The following is a 17067-nucleotide window of genomic DNA, read 5'->3' as shown; positions in this document are numbered from 1 at the left end:
GCACGTGATTCACTCCCCCGGGACCGTCCAGCGCTCCACGGGGCCGGACGCCGACTGGCTGACCTGCAGGCCCGACACGCCAGGAATCATCGACAGGGCCGTGCCGGACACCTGAACCTGAACGCGCTGCCCACTGCTGCTCGCGGAGACGCTGTAGCCGCGCAGGCTGTCACCCGCGGTGCGCCCCAGCACGGTTCGCGCCTGGGCCGCACCGTCAGCCGGGCTGGAATCGTAGGCGCGGGCAGCGGTGAGGCCCTCACGGGCAGCGGTCAGGGCGATCTGCCGGGCGTAGTACCACATGGAGGCCTGGATGACGGCGACCGTGGCGAGCAGCACGAACGGGAAGATGATCGCCATCTGGATACTGGTGTCCCCACGGTCCTCGCGCCATCTTCGCCCCTGCCACCAGTCCTGCAGTCGCTCGGGAGGCTTCATCACAGGCCGTTGAGCTTGCCGTTGTACTTGTTGATCACGACGGCGATGGTCCCGGCGATGAGAACGGCGCCGGTGACGGCGGCCACCCAGATGATGACGGTCGTGGTGGAGATGTCGCCCCGGTCCGGTCGGCGGGCGGCCTCCTCAAGGCCCTCCTGTACGCGCGTGGTCAGCCGGAGGACCGCACGATTCGCGCGCTCCCAGGCGTGTGCTCCCCGTCGGCCACGTCCCGGTCCGCGCGATGTGGTGTAGGGGCCGGTGTGCGGGTGCGTGGTCGCGCGGAGCACAGCACGGCGGGTGCGGGCTGCGGTGAGCTTCATGTTCCATACCTCTCTCGAGCGTTGACCGAGTTGAACGAGTGGGTGGTCTCAGACGGTGAGCATGCGGATCACTGCGGGGAAAGCCATCAAGAGCATCACCAGGACGGCCAGGAGGGCCCCTGGCGCGGTCATCTTTTCGCTGGCCGTGTTGGCCTCGGCGGCCTGATCGGCGAGCAGTTCGGCGTTGAGCGCGGCGGTGCGGGCCCGCAGCGCCTTGTAGACGGCGGCGCCGTCGGTCGCCGAGCCGCGCATGATGTCGGCGACGTCGTCGAGGACGGGCAGGTCGTACTCGTGGGCGAGTTCCGTGAGTGCTTGATACGGCGGGATCTTCTCCAGCCGGGCCCGGCGCAGTGCGCCCTGCAGATACAGGAAGGGCCAGCCCTCGCCGACCTCGGCGGCCTTTTCCAGCGCCTCGGCGGGGCCGGCGTCGGCGGCCCGCTTGAGGGCGACCAGGTCGAGGTAGGCGGACAGTGCGTGCGCGAACTCCTCCCGGGCCCGTTTGGCCTGGTCCCGCACCGCGAGATCCGGGGTGATGAACAGCAGGGCGGCGATGATGAGTCCGACGCCGGCGGGCACGTAGAACGGCAGGCCCACACCTGCGATGATCCACGGAATCGTCGCGATCACCGGGCAGAGCAGACCCAGCGCGGCGAGCGCAGTCTTTTTAAGCATGAACTGGCCCGGCCCCTGCCCGAGCAGGGCCAGGTTCGTGGTGGGGACCCGCACGCCCGGGAGCCGCTCGAGGCGGGCCAGCAGCCACCGGCCCCACCGCTCTTCGCGGTCCAGCTCCGGCTCGGGCATCGTCAAGGTGCCCGGGGCGCTGCGCTTCAGGGCCGGCGCCAACGCGGGCTGGGGCTGCAGGAGTTCCCGGATCAGCAGCGCGACGCCGGCGCCGAGGGTGCCGCCGGTGAGGACAACGGGAAGCACGTTCACGAGGCGGCTCCTTCCGGCTCCCGGGCGGCGATCGGCAGATCCGGTTCCGGCGCGGGCGCAGGAAGTCGGACGGTGCTGGCCGGGTCGGGAAGGAGGAAACGCGGGATGCGGCGGAACAAGCCGAGCTGGCGCATCAGGGCGAGCACGCCGATGAACCCGGCGGCAATAAAGGCGAGCACCAGTTGTCCCAGCAGCGTGGCGTACGGCTTGGTGTAGGACGGCACGAAGAACCCGGCCGCGACCACCCCGACGGTGATGATGGTCATCCACCGCACCGTGGTACGCGACTTGGCCCGGTCGGCCTCGATGCTCCGCTTCCCCGCGACTTCGCTACGGACCGTGCCCGCCAAGTCCTCCAGTGCCTGGGCCAAGCCCGGCCCGCGGTCGTTGACGGACAGAATGAGCGCGGCGATGACCTTGTCTGAGGTGATGTCGTTGAGCTCATCACCGAAGGCGCGCAGCGCCAGTTCCGGCCGCCAGCCCAGGCGAAGCCGGTCGGACAGATTGATGATCTGCCCGGCGAGTTCGTCCGGCGCCCCCTGACGGCTGGTGACCATCGCCTGTTCCAGTCCCATGCCCAGCCGCAGCAGACCGGCCAGCCGCTGCGTCCACTCGCTTAAGCCCTCCAACTGGCCAATGCGGTCCTGCGCCATCCGGGCCGACGCAGTCAGCCACGGCACGCCGATGACGGCCGACCCGACCAGCACGCCGCCCACGAAGTTCCCGGAAAACAGCCACACGGCCCCGAACACCACCACCGCCGCGACCGCGAGGGTCCGCCGACGCATCCGGACGTCCTCGGATTGCTCCTTCCCGGCGCGCGGGGCCTGCCAGCGCAGGTGCAGCGGAGCCCGGCGCGGCGCCGTGGTGCCCACGCAACCCGCCACGACACCGATCAGCCCGCCGACCACGGCCATCCCGCTGAGCAATCCGAACAGCAGCGTCATCGGCCCGCCCCCACCTTCAGCGGCAGCGGCGCCGGCCAGGCCCCATACGCCTCCTGCAGCAGGCCTGAGTCGAAGCCGACGCGGCGCAGGTCATCGACGCAGCCCGGGTCCATCCTCGGCACCGCCCGCAGATCCCCCCACTCACGGCCGGGGGAGAAGATCTCATTGGTGGCGGGCCGGCCCATCTCGCCGATCCCCGTCAGCTCCAGGACGTGCGAGACGTAGCGGTGGCGGCGGCCGCCGATCTGCGTCTCATCCGTCATGTCGACGTACACGATGAAGTCCAGGCCGTTGGCGGTCTGCCGGTAGGCGAGCTGCTCGGACAGGTTCTCCTGGGCGAGTGCATACAGCTCGGCGATCCGGTCGAAGATGATGTCGGGGCGACGCGCGTGGATGGTGCACAGGTTGCCGCCCGAGCCGTTCGTCAACGCCTGCATCATGGCGACGACTTCGGGGCCGCGGACCTCGCCGACCACGATCCGCTCCAGCGACATCCGCAGCGCGGGATGCATCAAATCCAGGAGCGTGATCTCACCGGCGCCACGCCCGGTGACGTCCTTCTCCCCGTTGGACTCACGGCCGACCAGTGAGACAACCTGGCGGTGGTAGCCGTTGGCGTGGGCGAAGAGTTCGTCCTCGGTCTGGATGGTCGCAAACCGGCACTCCGGGTCGAACTCCTTGAGCATCGCCCGCAGCAGCGTGGTCTTCCCGGCCTTCTGCTTGCCTGCGATCATGATGTTCTTCTCGGCGCGTACGCACGCGCCGAGGAACTCGCGCAGGATCGGGTCGATGGTGCCCAGCCGGACCATGTCGTCGAGGTCGGCGTGGGAGACCCGGTGCCGGCGGATGACGGCATAGGTCATCGGCCCGAGCCCGGTGATGGCCTGGAGGCGGGAGCCGTCCTGCAGGGACAGGGCGAGGGTGGGGTTCGCGGTGGAGATGGTGCGCTCACTGTGCCCGGAGCCGCCCCGGGCCAACTCCCGCAGCAGCTCCAGCAGTTCCTCTTCGGAGTCCGCGATCGGGCCGACCCGGCGGCGTTCGCCGTCGCCGTAGTCGAGCCACACCTCGTGCGGACCCTGGATGATGATGTCCTCGACCCGTTCATCGTCGAGGTACGGCTGCAGCCGGCCGGCCCGAAACAGCAGGTCGTACACGGCACGCCGCAGCGCCTCGTCTTCCTGCGGCGTCATCGCCTGGGCGTCCGACCACAGCGCGACAGCCTCGGCGATCCAGTTCAGGCACCGCTGCTCTTCGCTGGCCCGGTCCATATCGGGCTTGGTCTTGAGTAGTTCCTCGCGCTGCTTGGCGACCTGGGACGCAATCTCCCGGGCCACCCGGTAGTCGACGGTGATCTGCGGAGCCGCCATACCCAGCACCTGCGTACTTTCGGCAGCACCGGCAGGTGCCGGTGCACCGTTCGTCTGCTGTCCCCACTCCTGGGGCAGCGGCGCCACGGTGGGGTCGGGGTGCAGGGGCCTAGCGTGCATGGGTCACCTCCCCGCCTGCTGCGCGCAGACTGCGTGGATCGAGGCGGGCCCGCCGCAGGGCGGCCCGCTGGACCAGCAGCGTGCTGGTCGTGCGGGCGGCCTTCATCAGCGGCGACTTGGTGAACCGACGGGGCTGTTCGGCGCCGTCGGACAGCACGCGGGCGTCGTCCGGCGCATGCGGCAGGGTGGCGACCACCGGCACCTGCAAAACGCGCTGCACCTCGCCCGCGGGGTAGGGGCCCTCGTTGATCAGTAGCACGCTGACGTCGCCGACGCGCTCCTCCAGTGCCCGCACCCGGCCCTCTGCCGCCTGCAGGCAGCGCAGGGTGTTGCGGACCACCACGAAGGTGGCGTCGGCCTGCTCGGCCAGGACCCCGGAGGGGCCGTACGCGCCATGGCGGCCGAGGTCGATCAGGACGTCGTGGCCGCTCTCGGCCTCGATGCCGCGGAACATCTGCGCCAGGACTTTCCAGACCTGGCCGAGGCTTGCTGACTGCGCGGGGTCGGTGAGGCCGGGCAGCAGCAGCCGGTCGCGCGGTGACTCCTGTTTGCCGTCATCGCTGCTCAGGTCGATCAGCTGGCGCCAGAAGGCATCGCTGAACTCGCCTTTGCGGGCAGCAACACTGAGGTTGCGCAGCCCGTACCGGTCGCCGAGGGTGCCCTGCAGCAGCCCGTGCAGCACGGCTCCGCCGTCCGGGTCGCACTCGGCCAGGATCATCCGCCGGTCCGCCTCCAGCGGCCACGACAGCAGCAGGGCCAGCGCGCTGGTGGTCACGCCGGGTGCGCCGCTGCACCCGGCGAGCGCGATCACGGCCATCAGTTGCCGTCCGGGGCAGCGAGTACCAGGCGCAGGGTGCCGGCTGCCTCCCATGCGGCGGCCGTGGGGCCGTCGGTGGCGGAGGTGGCAACGTCGACGACCACGATTCCCGTACCGGGGGCGGCGCTTGACACCTTCACCACCTGGCCGTCGATGGTCTGCGGCGCGGCGTCGGACGTCTTGCCCGTGTCCGTGGTGCCCTGGGCCGGGACATGCACCAGCTCTACCCTCTGGCCCGGCACCAGCGCGGTGGCCGGGATCTGCTTGGGCTCCAGACCGATCGGCACCAACTGCTCACCGGCCTTCACCAGGTTGTCCTTCGTCACCTGCGAGGGGGCGAGCATGGCGCCCGGCTTGAGCTCCACCGCGGCCCGCTTGCCCACCACAGACTTCAGGTCGTCGGCGCGCACCGCCTTGACGGCCGGGTCCAGGGCGACGGACGCCCTGCCCAGGTCGTCCTCGGTGAGGACCTGGCCGACCTGCACGTCGCGGACCACGGTCACCACGTCCGTGCGGTTGCCGACCTGCAGCAGCAGGACGGCAACTCCCGCCCCACCGGCGGCGATCAGCGCCAGCGACAGGGCAATAACGCCTGGTCGTCGCCTACGAGCCGACACCCGCGGCGGCGCCACCGGTCCGGCCACGCGCCCCGGCTGCGGGACACCGTTCGGGGCTGTGTCTGCACGTTCTTTCGTCTTGCTCACGGTTTGTCCTTCCGGCGGCGCTACCTGACGACCTGGACTTCGCCGATCGCCACTTGCACGTTGGTCTGCCGGACCTCGGTGAGCTGGCCGGCTTGTCCGCCGCCCTGCCAGTTGATCGTCCACGTCGAGGTCGCGGTCACGGGGAACTTGCCGCTCTGGGCACTGGCCGAGGTCTTGGCGTACACGTGTCCGCAGGTCGGGGACTCGGCCATGCCCTCCGACGATGTGTAGGGCGTGCCCGGGCCATTGCAGGTCACGGAGGCGCCGTCGCCCATCGCCCACACGATCTTCGACACCTTCGCGGTCGCGGTGACGGTGACCCCGCCCGCCGTAGCCGATGCGGTGTTCGGTCCGTACGTCGTGGCGCTCTCGTTGACCCACATCCACATCGGGACACCCACGGTGTACTTCCCCGCCGCGCGCGGGCTGGCGAGGTCCGGACCGAGCAGCGTCATGGAATCCACCGCGCGCTGGGCCAGCACCTGCGGGTCGACCTGCGGCGCAGGAGCCTGGCCTGTGCGCACGACAACGAAGCTGGCCGGGTTGTCCTGACCGCCGTCCGAACACTCCATCAGGTACAGGTCGTTCTTCTTGGGGTCTTCGCCCTTCCAAGCCGGGTGGTTGGCTGGAGGCTTCGGATCGACCTTGGTGTAGGTGCACTTCACCTTGCTGTCGCTGCCGTCACCGCCGCCCTGCGAGCCACCCGCCTGCCCGCCGCTGCCTCGGGTCTCGTCACCGACGCCGACGTCGACACAGAACTTGATGACCTGGCACTTGCCCGCGCCGACGTCCGGATCGTCGCCGGCGTGCGTGACACCCGCCGAGGCCAGTACGAGAGCGCCGGTGAGTACGGCGAGACGTCGGGTCAGCAGGACTGCTCTTGAGCGGTCAACTTCGTGACCATCCACTTCGTCCCCCACTTTTCAAGCGTTGCGGTGCTGACGTATTTGATGAGCCGCGTCGTTGGCAGCGGGACCTTCTTCTTCGATGCCTTGTCGATCAGTGTCCAGTGCGTGGTGTCGACGCAGTCCGCGACCGTGGCCGTGGGGACCTTGGCGTCGGTCACCTTGACGACCTTCGGACTGATCACCGGCTTTCCGGTCGTCACCTGCCCGGCCTCCCGCATAACCGAGAGGTCCTTCTCGATGTCGGCCAGGGCCTTGAAGGTGGTGTTCTTCTTCAAGTCGGTGCCCGCGGAAGAGGCCTTGCTGTAGGCCGCGGTCTGCGCGTCCCAGGAGCTGGTGTACGCCGCGATGACGGCGGCGCCCTCGGCGTCGACGGTCGAACTGGCAGACGGCGAGACAGCCGTCGGGGTCGGGCTGAGCTTGGACGACGTGTTCGAATCGCTGTCGCTACAGCCGGCCAGCGCCAGCACGCTTCCGGCGAGGAGCAGCGCAGTTGCGTGCTTCCGGGTGCGAACAGCGGCGATAGTGAGCCCCGATGGGCGTCGTTGTGTAGCTGTCACGATGTCTCCCCGTACGACGCGGTGCGGTCGACCGCTGCCCCCGGCCTCCGCCATGCGACGACCCAGAACCGCGGCCTGGTCCAGCTGCGGTAATGCGTTTGCGTGATCGCAAGGTTACGCATATGCCAGCCAACTTCCCAGCGTGATAGATGAGTTCACTCGCACAACTCGGGACGTATCCGGTCACTTTCGGAACCGGATATCGATTTGTACTTCTGTGTCTTCACTCGTCGCTCCCGCACACCGTCAGGGCGTGTTCGCCGAGCCGAACGAACCTGATGAGTCCGCTGCGGCAGGAAACGAGATTCGAACACGTCGGTTCTTCTGACGGCCAGCCTCGGTGGTGTTGGAGGCCACCGGCTGCCTCTCGCCCAACCCGCGCGTGTCGAAGCTGACCACCCCACCCTTGAGCTCCTCGGCCAGCACGACCTGGACAGCGGCAGCACGCCGCCGGGAGAGGACGTCGCCTGGGCGGCCGATCCGACATCGTCGGTGAACCCGTACACCCGGATCACCGTGCCCACCTGCGGCTCGATCTCCCGGGCAACGGAGGCGATGCGAGATCGCGCCGAACTGCTCAGCCGCGCGCTGTCCTTGGCGAAGAGCACCTCCGCCTGCAGATCGACGGTCACCTGTGTGCCTGCGTCCTCGCTACGCTCGGCTCCCTCCTGGTCCTCGACCACCCGTCCAATGCCGACGGGCTGCGAACCGAGATCGAGAACCTTGGGCGGTGCGAGCGTCGCGTGGGCATGGAGCGTAAGTCCGGGACTGGCCGAGTCGATGGCGAGCAGCGCGCGCCCGCTGGATGCGGCTGTACGCGGACCGGGAGCGGCTGCTGCCTGCCCGGCCGAACCGCCGGCCCAGATGCTTGTCGCGACTGCGAGGGCGAGGAGCGGAGCGGCGATCCGCGATCGGGTGGTGGTCATGCGGACGCTCACCTCACTCACTGATCTTGATGTTCGCGGTGTCGAACAGGGGCAGTTGGAATCCGACCGTGCTCGACGAGGGCGAGGGGAACTGCATGAAGACATGGGCGCTTTCGCCGGCCTTCAGCGTGGACAGGCCGGTCGTGGTGAGGGGGCGTCCCTCCGTGTCGCGCAGCACGTAGTAGCGCTTCTTGTGGGCGAAGTCGACGAGGGTCGCCCCACCCAGTGACGGGCCTGTCCTGAGTACCTTCAGCTCGTCGCCGCGCAGTTCGGCGGGGACCGCGGCCACGGTGGACGCGTCGTTCTTCAGATCGCCGCGGACGGTGACGTAGCCGGCAGGGTCCCGCTTGGCTGATGTGATCGTGAGCGACAGGCCGCCCTGTCCCTGGAGTTCGGCCAGAGGCGTGTCGGTCTGCAACTGCTCGTGCAGAGCGGAGCCGCCACGTGCATCCGATGCCGCCGCCGGACGGTCCTGGTCCCGGCCGCCGCCCGAGCAGGCGGAGACGCCCAGGCCAAGGCCGACGGCGATCGCCAGTGCAGTGAGGCGTCTGCCGAACGCTGTGGTGTCCCGACTGGTCATAGGGCTGCTTCCTTTCGGTGAGGGATCTGGAGGTGGTCATCGCGGCGCAGGGGCCGCGCCGGCGACATGAGCGGGGACACGGGGAGCGGACGCGTTTCACTACTGCCGGACCGGCGGCCACACGGTGATCACGTCGCCGTCGAGGGTGACGTGCCGGCCGGGGAAGCGACCGCGCACCGCGCTCAGGTCGGCGAGGCCGAAGTCGCCGCTCCCGCGGACCACGCACGCGTCACCCACGTATGTGACGTCCTGCGTCCGGGCGGGCCACTCCCCGTCGATGGCGGGTTCTGTAGTGCGAATCTGACCAGGCGCGTGCAACATGCTTCGTTCCCTAACGTCGGTACACAGCAAGGAGTTTCCGAGGCGATGCCTTGCTGTGCAGAAGTAAACTAGAGGTTCGCGTGAGCAAATCTCAAGGGGTTTGGGGCGTAGTTGCAAGGCTGCGACATTCGGCCCCGGCACCCGGGGTCTCACAGCTCGGTCCACGGCCGTGGCTCGCCGCCGGCCAGAGGCGCCCAGACGTCACCGGTGGGCCCCCGTTCTTCGAGGTCGTCCAGGACTGCCGCTCCCATCGGCACCTGCCGGGCCAGCGTGCCCACGAGAGGGTGCGCCGCCATCATGGCCTGCAGGTCGCTGATCCGGTGGTCCAGGACGTACCGGGAGGCCCCGGTCAGCACGAACAACACCCGGGGGAACACGGGATACCAGCGCAGCCACACCGCTGAAGGAGCGGCCGGCTGCCGCGCACGTGCCCGCCCGACGGGCTGTGGCTCGTACGACCACAGCCGCGCGTACTCGATCAATTTGGAGGCGAGCCGTTCGCTGCCCATCGTGGTGCGGTCGACCTCGACGAACGCCCGCAGCTTCATCCGCTCGTCGTCACCGATGAGGGTGTAGTGCATCACCGCGTCCGTGATGATCCTTTCGCCGTCGCTGAGCGGGTGGGAGACCTCCGGTGTCCAGTCCAGGTGGCCGTGCTCGTCACCGCGCCGGCGGGCGTCGGTGACGAACGTGAGGTGGGTGCGGACCACGGTCAGGGTGTGGGGCGTCTTCAGCGAGGCAGCCGTGGCCGAGCTGATCGGGTACGGGGGCCGTCCCCGCAGAGCGGGGAAGTCCTTCGTCAGCCGGGCCCCCTCGCTGGTGAGGTACCAGGCGCGGGACCGGTTGGACTGCGGCAGCACCGTGTAGTCCACCAAGCCGTCGCGACGCAGCTTGTTCAACGGCGCGGAGACGGTCTGCCGCGCGGCGCCGGGCCGCAGCAGTTCGTGGAGCTGGTTCGTGGTCGCCATCCGGTGCTGACCGAGCACGGCCAGGAGCTGATGCGGCAGCGGCTCGACGGGGCTTGGCGTACGACCGGACGACACGGTCTCGAAGGCGGTGGTCACTTGTATCCCTTCATGTTCAACTGGACGTTCGGCGGGGTGGCGGGGGCGTGCTGGGCGAGGAAGCCGCTCACTCGGGTGAGCTGGTTGCCGGCCCGGTCCGTGAGCTGGTCCAGCGCAGCTGCGCCGGCCGTGGCCCGGGCGGCGCGCTCCAGTGCCGCAACCTGGCGTGGGCGGGCGTAGTCGGCGAAGACTTCGTCCAGGTGAGGGCCGGTGATCCGGACGGGGCCGACACGACGGCCCTCGACGGTCAGCGACATGTAGTGCTCGAACCGGTCCAGCGCGGCGACCACGTCCGGGCTGGGACGGTCGCCCCACTCCGCGGTGATCGGGGCGACCGCAGACTGTGAACCCGCGGTCGACGCCAGCGTGGAGGCGTTCTGCACCAGCGACAGCCGCACCGGAATGGGCAGGCGGGCCAGCAGCTGCGTCATGCCGTGGACGTGGACCTTGTACTTGCGGAAGTCCTCGAACATCGCGGCGATCGTCTCCGGGGCCGCGCCCGTGAGGGTGATCAGCTCGTCGAAATACGGGCGGAACGGCACCCGCTGGCCTTCCGGGGTATCCCGGCGGGAGCGCACGGCCCGCAGCAGGTCGCGGGCGAGCAGTGCGGTGATGAGCCGGTCGGTGGGCCCGTTCCCGCCCGGACACACCCACACGATCATCCGTGAGTCCATCGCGGCCCGGATGTTGTAGACGCCGGCCGGCTGCCCGAGGAACGCCCGGGTCACCGGGTTCGCGGCCAGCCGGGCGATCGGGTTGAGGACGACGCCGAACGCGTCGGTGGGCAGCGTCGGGAACACCGTCCGCCACCAGGAGCGGGTCTCCTCGTCCAGGCGCCCCTCCACCGCGGTGAGCGCCGGAATACGGAAGGCCGGATCCGTGAGGAGAGAACGCAGGTGAAAGACCGTCGCCTGGTCCTCGGGCCGCCCGGCCTGGCAGGCGGCCTCGTTGACGGCCACCAGCACCGCCAGGGCGGCGGTGAAGATGGTCAGCGCGCGGGGAGCGGTGGCGTCGTCCCACCTGAGCACGGACGCGTAGGCATCCGCGGTCGCCTCCACGACCTCGTGCGCCACCTGACCCTGGTGCATACCGATCGGATTCCAGCAACTGAGCTGCGGAGCAGGCCCGTTGGCGTTCAGGTCGATCAGTGCGATCCGCTGCATCAAGTGGTCGTGGGCGAGGAACGGCAGGGCGCGCGGCCAGGAGTCGCGATGCGGGTCGACGAACATCAGCCCGCCGTCGGCGTGGGCCCAGCCGATCGCCTGGGCCAGAGCGCGTTCGGTCTTGCCGCCGCCCGCCTTGCCCACCCCGACCTCGAACAGCGTCTCGCACGCGTAGGTGGCGACCAGGCGCCGCCGGCCGTCGGATCCGCGGTAGATGCCCTGCAACAGCAGGTCGGGATCCCCGTGCTCGAACGTCGGCAGGTCCCCGGCCAGCAGCGGCAGTCGGCAGTGCACCGTGGGTGGTTTGAGCAGCCCGGTCAGCTCGTCCAACCGGACCCAGTTCGCACGAGGCGGCTGGCAGTGCCCCAGATCCCAGCGGCGCTCGAAGCCACGCCTAGTGGGCCAGTGATCGGCGCCGAACCGCCACGGGCCCACCCGCCAGCCGCGCATCGCCCAGCGCGAGCCGCCGCCGAACACGTCGAGGGCGGCCTGGAGTTGACCGAGGCGGGCCTGGGCGCGCCCTTCAACGTTGGACGCGCACATCACCAGCAGCTGCACGCGCACCAGGTGGTCGTCCTCGACGAGCTTGCCCAGTGCTTCCTCCGGGTCCACCCGGCGGGGGACCGGCGGCATGACCAACCGACGCCCGCCCCCGCCCTGCTTGCCGGCCACCAACTGCTGCAACTGCCAGGCCAGCGAGTCTTCGATACCGGTGGCGTCCTGCCGTACCCACCGGGCGGCCCGCTGGGCCTCCCGCCTCTCCGCACGCCGCGCCTCCGTCATCAGCTGCAGCCGGCGCGCCCGCAGCGACCATTTGGGGGCGCGCTGGATGTCGAGCCGGATCTCGGCCAGGTCACCCAGCTCGGCACGGAGGTCGGAGACAGCGTCGATCAGCGGCTGCAACGGGTCGGGGGCCAGCGGGACTTCACGCAAGGGCGCGCTCGGCTTGCCACGCAGGATGAACTCCGCCCGCACCACGTGGTCACGGGGCTTGTCGACCAGGGGACGGGCCCGGTTCACGGTCACCGCAGGGCCGAACGGCGTGATCGACAGGAGACGCTCGCCGCCTGCGGGGCCTTCGATCCGGTACCGCAACGGGCTGGAGCCGTCGGCACGCAGCCTCAGCTGCACCGTCTTCGACCGGCGCGGCGCCCACCACGGCATGGAAGTCGAGGCCCGGGCGAGCTGAACACCCCGGCGGAAGATCTCCTCGAAACCAGGGTCGAAGTGCCGCGACGGCACGAGCTCCAGCGCCATCCGCTCAGCCGAGGCCTTCCGGGCCAGGTGGCGCACCACCAGCTCGCTCGCCATCCAGACGACGACGGCGACCGCGGCCACCACCCACCAGTAGGTGAGCACCCAGCCGGCGGCATGAACGATGCCGGAGATGAGGCCGAGCACCTGTCCGGATGCCGTTGGGTCCGACTGGCCGGTCAGGTACGGGGCTGCGGAATCCACGTCGCTGCTCCCTTCTTGTTCGTGCGGGTGAAGAACCAGTCGGTGATGCGGAGGTCGGTGAAGGTGCCGCCGCGGTCTACGCCGGCCCACACCAGATGGACCACCGCCTTGTTGCGACTGCCGTGGCGGCGGGCGATCGCGGCCTGGATGCGGAAACGGGCGGTGGCGAACGCCGGGGCCACCGCCTGCCCCGGGTCGGGGAAAACCTCTGGCCATTTCGCGCGGCCGGCTCCGGTGGCGTCCGCGCGCAGCAGCGCGCGACCGGCGGTGAGCAACTCCCGCTCGTCGGCGGCAGGAAGATCGGCGGGCCAGGCCGCCTCCAGGTTCCGCTGGACGGCCCGGTCACCGGCCACGCCCTCGCCGTGCGGTGGCAGAGCGGACGCGACGGCCGGCGGTGTCGATGCGGCGGGCGTCGCGGTGGCAGCCGCGTGGGCGGTCAGCTTGCCGGTAGGAGGCGCAGCGGCCGCCGATGACGCATCCGTGGTCACCTGCTTGGTCGGCGAGGCGGCCGGGGCCTGCGGCTGTTGACCGTGCGGCATGCCCAGCAGAGCGAGGCCGGCAATGGTGAGCACGACGGTGCTCAGCAACAGCAGACGCGAGGAGCGCGGGGTGGTGGTCACAGCAGCCGCGCCCCTCCCGCATAGCCGGACATCGCGTCCACCGCGTCCAGCCGGACAACGGTCCCCGGGCGGGCGGCGTTGACCATCTGCCCGCCGCCCAGGTAGATCCCGACGTGATAGATCGTCAAATCGCGTCCGGGAGCGGTGGCGTAGAAGACGAGGTCACCCGGCATGAGCGCACCCGTGCCAAGGCCCGCGGGAATCCGCCGGCCGACACCGGCCTGGGCGGCCGCGGTGCGCGGCAGTCGGATGCCGGCCTTCGCGTACGCGTACTGGGTCATCCCGGAACAGTCGAAGCCCTTGATGTTGGCGCCGTTCTTGCCGCTGGGGGAGCAGCAGAACCCGTACGACGGACCCTTGGCGTTGCCCCCGCCCCACGAGTAGGGCACCCCCCGCTGGGAGAGCGCCGCCTCGATCACGGTGCGGGCCTTCCCGGAGACGTTCTTGAGGTCCGGGTCCTTGGCGGCCGCCCTGTACTGCTCGATCCAGCCCAGCACGCCTGCCACGTACTCGCTCGAGTGGTTGTACTGCAGGATCGCCGCCGTGAGCTGGGCCCGCTTGGTCAGGTCGCGGCCTCCTGTGCACAGGTAGATCGCGGCGCCGAGCGCGGCGTCGTCGGCGTTGTGGGGATCGGCAACCTTGTCCCCGTTGCCGTCCTCGCCGGTCGACTCCCAGGTCGAGGGCATGAACTGGAATGGCCCGACGGCTCGCTCACCCTGTGAGGCGCCATCCCACCTGCCACCGTCGGTGTCGGGGAAGACAGTGGTGTTGCCGCCGGCGCCGGAGCCGTTGAGGAGCACCCCGTAGATCTTCGGGCGGATGTCGCCGTTGTCGGCGATGTTCCTGCCCACAGCGTGGTTGGACTCGACCTTGGCGATCCCGGCGAGGATAGGCCAGCGCATGCCCTCGCACTTGGGCACATACTCACCGACGTGCTGAACCGCCTTCTTGTAGGCGGTCAGCATCCGCGGCGGGATGTCCGCGGCGCTGCCGCCCTCGGCGATCCCTCCGTCGTCCTGCGCACCGGTCTTCAGGGCGACGTATGCGCTGATCGCGTTTCCGACCGGCGCGGCGCAGCACACGGCGGCGAACATCAGCAGCGCGACGACACATCCCCACCGCCTCATGCGGCGTACCGGCGGCCTCACTCGCCCTCACCGTCCTCGTCCTGCCACCGATCCCGCACCTGGCGCAGGCGGCCCAGCCGGTCGGCGTCGGGCTCGGTCCGCCGCATCAGCTCCCGCATCCGGTCCCGTGCCTCGTCCCGTGGGTTGCGTGCGTTCCCGCCCCCGGGATGAGCGGGCCTGCCGAGATCGGACCGAGGCACTGGGGGCGGGCCCTGCCGAGGCGGGAGCGGTGCCGGCGGCGGAGCTGCGGGACCGCCCGTTGGTGGGGCGGGGCGCGCAGGCGCGGCCGGGCGGGGGGTGGCAGCCGGAGTGCCTACGGCTGGCAGGCGGCGGTTGGCGAACGGACCGGAACCGCCGCTGTCGTCGGTGTGGTCCCGCAGGACCTGGGCCACGTGTCGCCCCGTGTCGCCCCAGGCCCGGCGGTCTTCGCGGACGGTGTTGCCCCAAACCCGCACCTGCTGGCGGGCGTCCTGGGAGTAGCGCGAACCCCCCGACCGGGCCCGGCGGACGTTGGCCGGCAGACCGACCGTCGCCCCGTACGCGGCCCGGCCGCCCCGGTTGAGGATGCGGTACCCGCGGAAGCGGACCAGCCGGTTGTGGGCCCGGGTCGACAGCAGCGTCCGATCGCTGTTCTGGTCGTGCAGCACCTGGCCGGTGTTACGGTCGACGACCTGCCCCTGGTCGTTGCGATACCGGTCGGGCGGGCCTGACGGCCGACGCGGCCCCGCACCGCCTGAACCACCGCCGCCCGACGGGCCACCCGCACCCGGGTCCCCGTCGGCCGTGGGCTTGCGCCACTTGGCCAACTGCTCCCGATCCGGACGGCGGCCGATCAGCAGCCAATGCGCACCCTTCCCGCCAAGCCGTGCGCCCAGCCCACCCACGGCCGCGGCCGCGGTCAACGGGGCCAGACCGCGCCCGGCTTCGGCCGTGGCATCGGCGAGGAGTCCGCCGGTGTCCACCGGCATGCCGGCGCCGTCGACCAGGGAGGTGAGTGCGCCCATCAGTCGCTGGCGGGTGCCGAGCATGCCGAACCTGCCGCCACCCCCGCCGGTGAAGGCGCGCAGCCCGCCGCCGTATCCGCCGATCGCGGTAGGGGAGTTCATGGCGAGGGCGGCGCCGAGTTCGGAGGTGTCGCCGGGCATGTGGGTGCCGCCGACCTTGGCGTAGCGCATCCGCATGGCCATGCGCCGTCCGAAGGAGGTGATGCCGGTCAGCAGCCTGCGGTGTCCGGCCGCGCCGGCGATGGCGAGCACGTCGATGAGCAGGATCCGCTCGACCATCAGGTCGGGGCCGTTGGTGATGGTGGCGTCGATGGCGATCCCGAAGAAGGGGATGAAGGCGCAGATCCCGACCACGGCCAGGACGGCGATGCCCCAGATCGACAGCCACTTCCACACCGACTGGCGCGCCGGGCCGGGCAGCATGCCTGCGACGAAGGTGACCCCGCCGACGGCCGCCGCTGCCGCGCAGATGCCCTGGGTACCCAGCAGCACGATCGCGCTGGACAGCAGCATGCCGCAGATGAACAGGGCGGCGATCAGCAGCAGGAAGGCTCCGCCGACCCGCCACCAGGTGGGCTGTTCGGCGTAGGCGGCACACGACTTGCCGACCGGTCCGGCCTTCTTCATGTCGGCGAGGAACGCGGCGAACTCCTGGTCCTCCGCGCTGACGACCGGATTGGCGGCATCCAGCAGCTCACCACCCGGAGTGAGTTCGGGCAGCGCCCCTGCGGTCCCCTTGTCGCCGTCGCCGCGCTGGCACCATTTCTTGGCGGGCCCCTTGACCAGGCGGCAGGGATCGTCCTTGTCGTCTTTGGCCGTGCCGGCCTTATAACCGCCGGTGATCCACTTCAGGTGGACCGCGTAGGCCTTGCGGTCGGCAGGCTTGGCCGGGTCGAGGATGCGCCCGTACTGGAGGAGCATGTACGGCTTGACAATCAAGGCGTTGGTGATCGAATCCTGGATGGGCCGGGCCACTTCCGTTGAAGAGACCGGTCCTTCGCCTTCACGCTGTTCGCACTTGATCTCGGCGTTGCCGGCCATGCCGGCGCATGGGTCGTAGCTGGCGAGCTTGCCGCCCCAGTCGTAGGAGTTGACGCTCTCCTGGGCGACCTCGGCGGCCACCTGCTGGGACTGCCCCAGCGGCCCGTCCGGGCCGAGCATGGTGTCGGGGCGGATGAGAGCCGAGGCAGCGATCGCCCCGATGAGCAGGGTGAGGAAGATTTCGCCCAGACCGCGGCCGACCCGGCCACGCACGATCATGAATCCCGCGAACACAAACGCCCAGGCCAGCAAGAGCCCCTTGATCCCGAGTGTGTCGACGACCACCGTGTCGTAGGTGTCGGCGACCTTCTGCGCGGGCTTGGTGAGGAGCTTGAGCAGCGGGAACCGGAAGGCCACCTCGATCGCCCACCCGGCCAGCCCGACCAGCAGCCTGATCAGGGTGAACAGCCCGGACAGGGCGAAGGCCAGGGCCTGGGTCTTGAAGGCGACGATGGAGCCACCTGAAGCGTTCAGGTCGTACCCGTCGATCGGCACACCCTCGGACGAGTAGATGTTCAGCGGGGCGAGCAGGTCTCCGGTCTCGCTGTTGCTGCCGGCCGCGTACACGACCTGGGTGTTCACCATGAGGAACACGCCGGTGAGCAGCACGACGAAACCGGCCGAACGCAAAGTCGCACGGTCTGGACGGAACACG

At 70.1% G+C, this 17067-nt stretch carries 17 protein-coding genes; all 17 read right to left on the bottom strand.

What is annotated here, in order from left to right:
* Positions 1 to 9 precede the first annotated feature (9 nt).
* Positions 10 to 435: a TadE family protein gene (locus tag OG870_RS00635; RefSeq protein WP_266927986.1), complete on the bottom strand. Its 426-nt coding sequence runs from the start codon at positions 433 to 435 to the stop codon at positions 10 to 12.
* Entirely contained in the window at positions 435 to 755 is a 321-nt protein-coding gene (locus OG870_RS00630) for a hypothetical protein (RefSeq protein WP_266845719.1), read from the bottom strand. The genes OG870_RS00635 and OG870_RS00630 overlap by 1 nt, the downstream gene beginning before the upstream one ends.
* Positions 756 to 803: 48 nt before the next feature.
* Positions 804 to 1688 (bottom strand): type II secretion system F family protein, encoded by an 885-nt coding sequence (locus tag OG870_RS00625; RefSeq protein ID WP_266845071.1) that lies wholly within the window; start codon positions 1686 to 1688, stop codon positions 804 to 806.
* Positions 1685 to 2635 carry a type II secretion system F family protein gene (locus OG870_RS00620; protein WP_266845070.1) on the bottom strand — a complete coding sequence of 317 codons (951 nt, stop codon included), beginning with the start codon at positions 2633 to 2635 and terminating at the stop codon, positions 1685 to 1687. The genes OG870_RS00625 and OG870_RS00620 overlap by 4 nt, the downstream gene beginning before the upstream one ends.
* Positions 2632 to 4122: a CpaF family protein gene (locus OG870_RS00615; RefSeq protein WP_266845069.1), complete on the bottom strand. Its 1491-nt coding sequence runs from the start codon at positions 4120 to 4122 to the stop codon at positions 2632 to 2634. Before OG870_RS00615 ends, OG870_RS00620 begins: the two co-directional genes overlap by 4 nt.
* Positions 4112 to 4939, bottom strand: a complete 828-nt coding sequence (locus tag OG870_RS00610; protein WP_266845068.1) for a hypothetical protein — start codon at positions 4937 to 4939, stop codon at positions 4112 to 4114. Before OG870_RS00610 ends, OG870_RS00615 begins: the two co-directional genes overlap by 11 nt.
* Positions 4939 to 5643, bottom strand: coding sequence for an SAF domain-containing protein (locus OG870_RS00605; RefSeq protein ID WP_266845067.1), 705 nt, complete (start codon positions 5641 to 5643; stop codon positions 4939 to 4941). Before OG870_RS00605 ends, OG870_RS00610 begins: the two co-directional genes overlap by 1 nt.
* A 20-nt stretch (positions 5644 to 5663) precedes the next feature.
* Positions 5664 to 6551, bottom strand: coding sequence for an ATP/GTP-binding protein (locus OG870_RS00600; RefSeq protein WP_266845066.1), 888 nt, complete (start codon positions 6549 to 6551; stop codon positions 5664 to 5666).
* Entirely contained in the window at positions 6509 to 7162 is a 654-nt protein-coding gene (locus OG870_RS00595) for a hypothetical protein (RefSeq protein WP_327690530.1), read from the bottom strand. The genes OG870_RS00600 and OG870_RS00595 overlap by 43 nt, the downstream gene beginning before the upstream one ends.
* Before the next feature lie 101 nt (positions 7163 to 7263).
* Positions 7264 to 8034, bottom strand: a complete 771-nt coding sequence (locus tag OG870_RS00590) for a hypothetical protein (RefSeq protein WP_323180323.1) — start codon at positions 8032 to 8034, stop codon at positions 7264 to 7266.
* Between the two features lie 13 nt (positions 8035 to 8047).
* Positions 8048 to 8614 carry a hypothetical protein gene (locus OG870_RS00585; protein ID WP_266845064.1) on the bottom strand — a complete coding sequence of 189 codons (567 nt, stop codon included), beginning with the start codon at positions 8612 to 8614 and terminating at the stop codon, positions 8048 to 8050.
* A 99-nt stretch (positions 8615 to 8713) separates the two neighbouring features.
* On the bottom strand, positions 8714 to 8935 hold the full coding sequence (locus OG870_RS00580; protein WP_266845063.1) for a hypothetical protein: 222 nt from the start codon (positions 8933 to 8935) through the stop codon (positions 8714 to 8716).
* A 149-nt stretch (positions 8936 to 9084) separates the two neighbouring features.
* Positions 9085 to 9999: a replication-relaxation family protein gene (locus OG870_RS00575; RefSeq protein ID WP_266845062.1), complete on the bottom strand. Its 915-nt coding sequence runs from the start codon at positions 9997 to 9999 to the stop codon at positions 9085 to 9087.
* Positions 9996 to 12620 carry an ATP/GTP-binding protein gene (locus OG870_RS00570; protein ID WP_266845061.1) on the bottom strand — a complete coding sequence of 875 codons (2625 nt, stop codon included), beginning with the start codon at positions 12618 to 12620 and terminating at the stop codon, positions 9996 to 9998. The genes OG870_RS00575 and OG870_RS00570 overlap by 4 nt, the downstream gene beginning before the upstream one ends.
* Entirely contained in the window at positions 12596 to 13240 is a 645-nt protein-coding gene (locus OG870_RS00565; protein WP_266845060.1) for a hypothetical protein, read from the bottom strand. Before OG870_RS00565 ends, OG870_RS00570 begins: the two co-directional genes overlap by 25 nt.
* Positions 13237 to 14367 carry a C40 family peptidase gene (locus OG870_RS00560; protein WP_266845059.1) on the bottom strand — a complete coding sequence of 377 codons (1131 nt, stop codon included), beginning with the start codon at positions 14365 to 14367 and terminating at the stop codon, positions 13237 to 13239. The genes OG870_RS00565 and OG870_RS00560 overlap by 4 nt, the downstream gene beginning before the upstream one ends.
* 17 nt (positions 14368 to 14384) lie before the next feature.
* Positions 14385 to 17066 carry a hypothetical protein gene (locus OG870_RS00555; RefSeq protein ID WP_266845058.1) on the bottom strand — a complete coding sequence of 894 codons (2682 nt, stop codon included), beginning with the start codon at positions 17064 to 17066 and terminating at the stop codon, positions 14385 to 14387.
* Position 17067: the final 1 nt, after the last annotated feature.

The organism is Streptomyces sp. NBC_00461, from assembly GCF_036013935.1.
GTDB lineage: Bacteria > Actinomycetota > Actinomycetes > Streptomycetales > Streptomycetaceae > Streptomyces.
This window is presented reverse-complemented; position numbering and strand designations above follow the sequence as displayed.

What these genes read in the sequence shown, in the direction of transcription:
- OG870_RS00620 (WP_266845070.1), bottom strand. Translation starts at nt 2,635, where the DNA reads ATGACGCTGCTGTTCGGATTGCTCAGCGGGATGGCCGTGGTCGGCGGG.
- OG870_RS00610 (WP_266845068.1), bottom strand. Translation starts at nt 4,939, where the DNA reads ATGGCCGTGATCGCGCTCGCCGGGTGCAGCGGCGCACCCGGCGTGACC.
- OG870_RS00585 (WP_266845064.1), bottom strand. Translation starts at nt 8,614, where the DNA reads ATGACCAGTCGGGACACCACAGCGTTCGGCAGACGCCTCACTGCACTG.
- OG870_RS00580 (WP_266845063.1), bottom strand. Translation starts at nt 8,935, where the DNA reads ATGTTGCACGCGCCTGGTCAGATTCGCACTACAGAACCCGCCATCGAC.
- OG870_RS00635 (WP_266927986.1), bottom strand. Translation starts at nt 435, where the DNA reads ATGAAGCCTCCCGAGCGACTGCAGGACTGGTGGCAGGGGCGAAGATGG.
- OG870_RS00560 (WP_266845059.1), bottom strand. Translation starts at nt 14,367, where the DNA reads ATGAGGCGGTGGGGATGTGTCGTCGCGCTGCTGATGTTCGCCGCCGTG.
- OG870_RS00630 (WP_266845719.1), bottom strand. Translation starts at nt 755, where the DNA reads ATGAAGCTCACCGCAGCCCGCACCCGCCGTGCTGTGCTCCGCGCGACC.
- OG870_RS00590 (WP_323180323.1), bottom strand. Translation starts at nt 8,034, where the DNA reads ATGACCACCACCCGATCGCGGATCGCCGCTCCGCTCCTCGCCCTCGCA.
- OG870_RS00595 (WP_327690530.1), bottom strand. Translation starts at nt 7,162, where the DNA reads ATGGCGGAGGCCGGGGGCAGCGGTCGACCGCACCGCGTCGTACGGGGA.
- OG870_RS00615 (WP_266845069.1), bottom strand. Translation starts at nt 4,122, where the DNA reads ATGCACGCTAGGCCCCTGCACCCCGACCCCACCGTGGCGCCGCTGCCC.